This is a genomic window from Streptomyces sp. SID1328 (assembly GCF_009865595.1).
In the GTDB taxonomy this organism is placed as follows: Bacteria; Actinomycetota; Actinomycetes; order Streptomycetales; family Streptomycetaceae; genus Streptomyces; species Streptomyces griseoluteus.
In genome coordinates this window covers 1-1,597 of record NZ_WWKH01001036.1, presented here as the reverse complement: position 1 = coordinate 1,597, position 1,597 = coordinate 1, and the positions used below count along the sequence as shown (strand labels likewise).

Genomic DNA, 1,597 nt, shown 5'->3' with positions numbered 1-1,597 from the left:
GCGGTGTGGGTGGCGGCCGTTGCCTCGTTCGGGCGAACGGGGAGCGCGGACGGCCCGCGCGCCCCCGCCTGGCGCCGGGTGCTGGGCGCCGCCGTGGCCCCGCTGGGCGCGGCGGCGTACGTCCAGTGGGTGGGCCACCGCACCGGGGACGGCCCGCTCGGCTACCTCGACGTCCAGGCGGGGTGGCGCAACGGGTTCGACGGCGGCTATGCCTTCGCCCGCTTCGTCGGCGGCATGCTCACCGCGTTCCCGTCGGCCCTCGCGGGCATCGCCCTGATCACCGGCGTCGTCCTGCTGCTGTGGCTGTACGGGGCCGGGGTGCGCCGGGGGCAGCCGCTCGCGCTGCTGGTCTACAGCGGGGTCGTGCTGGCGCTGGCCCTGTGCGCGTCGAGCTACTTCGGTTCCAAGCCCCGGCTGCTGCTGCCCGCCTTCCCCCTGCTCTTCCCTCTGGCCGAGGCGCTGGCCCGCGCCCGCCCGGCCCGCGCCGCGCTGCTGGTCGGCGCGCTGGCGGCCGGTGCGGCGGTGTACGGCGCCTGGTGGCTGAACGGCTCCGGTCCGCCGTGAGGGGCCCGGCGGCCCGGGTGAGCGCGCGCCCAATACCGGACCACCTTTCGGTGAACCGAATTAAAAGCGCCATAAAACCGCTCCTGGCGAGATCCGGGGCAATTACGGGGGCCGCTCCGGCGATATTGCCGACGTTCAGGAATTCAAGCGGTTCCTGAGAGGTTTCCCACATCACATCGTCATCACAAAGCCCCAGTACCGACCGGGAACACAGCTCACTCGCTGTAACGTCGATTGGGTGCGTACCGAACGAAAGCTCACCCGGCGTCTGGACCGGGTGTTCGCCAGGCTGGACCGTGAGCCGGAACGGCCCGCCCATATCGACGTGCCGCGGATGTCGCGGCACCGGGCCGTGCTGTTCTCCTCGACCCTGGCCTTCTACCTGGCGATCGTGTGGGCCGTGATCACCACGTCCTGGCTGGTCCGGCTGGACTGGCGGGTCATGTTCTTCCGCCCCTACCAGCAGTGGCCGGGCATCCACGCCTTCCTCGACTACTACGTGGTGCTCGGCCAGCGCGGCCCCACCGCGGTGATGGTCGCGGCCTGGCTCGGCTGGCGCTCCTGGCGGCAGCACACGGTCCGTCCGCTGCTGACCCTGGCCGCCTCGCTGCTGCTGCTGAACATCACGGTCGGTGCCGCCAAGCTCGGCATGGGCCGGCTCGGCCCGCACTACGCCACCGTGATCGGCTCGAACGAGATGGGCCTGGGCGGAGACATATTCCCCTCGGGTCACACCGCCAACGCGGTCGTGACCTGGGGCATCCTGGCGTATCTGGCCTCCACGGCCAGGGCGCGCCGCTGGCTGTCCGCCCTCTCCGCGATCACCTCGCTCGGCGTCGGCCTCACCACCGTCTACCTCGGTACGCACTGGCTGAGCGACGTGCTGCTGGGCTGGGCCGCCGGGCTGCTGATCCTGCTGGCGCTCCCCTGGTTCGAGCCGCTGATCTCCCGCGCGGAGAACGCGCTGTTCGCGCTGCGGGACCGGCTGCGCGCCCGCCGGCGGCGGACCGTGCCCGCGGCCGGCGCGGGCACG

Annotated in this window: 1 protein-coding gene and 1 pseudogene; both read left to right on the top strand. The window is 72.3% G+C overall.

What is annotated here, in order from left to right:
- Positions 1-564: pseudogene (locus GT030_RS33380) on the top strand (hypothetical protein); the annotation flags it as partial.
- A gap of 238 nt (positions 565-802) precedes the next feature.
- On the top strand, positions 803-1,597 hold a 795-nt coding region (locus tag GT030_RS33375; RefSeq protein ID WP_161204268.1), incomplete at its 3' end, for a phosphatase PAP2 family protein.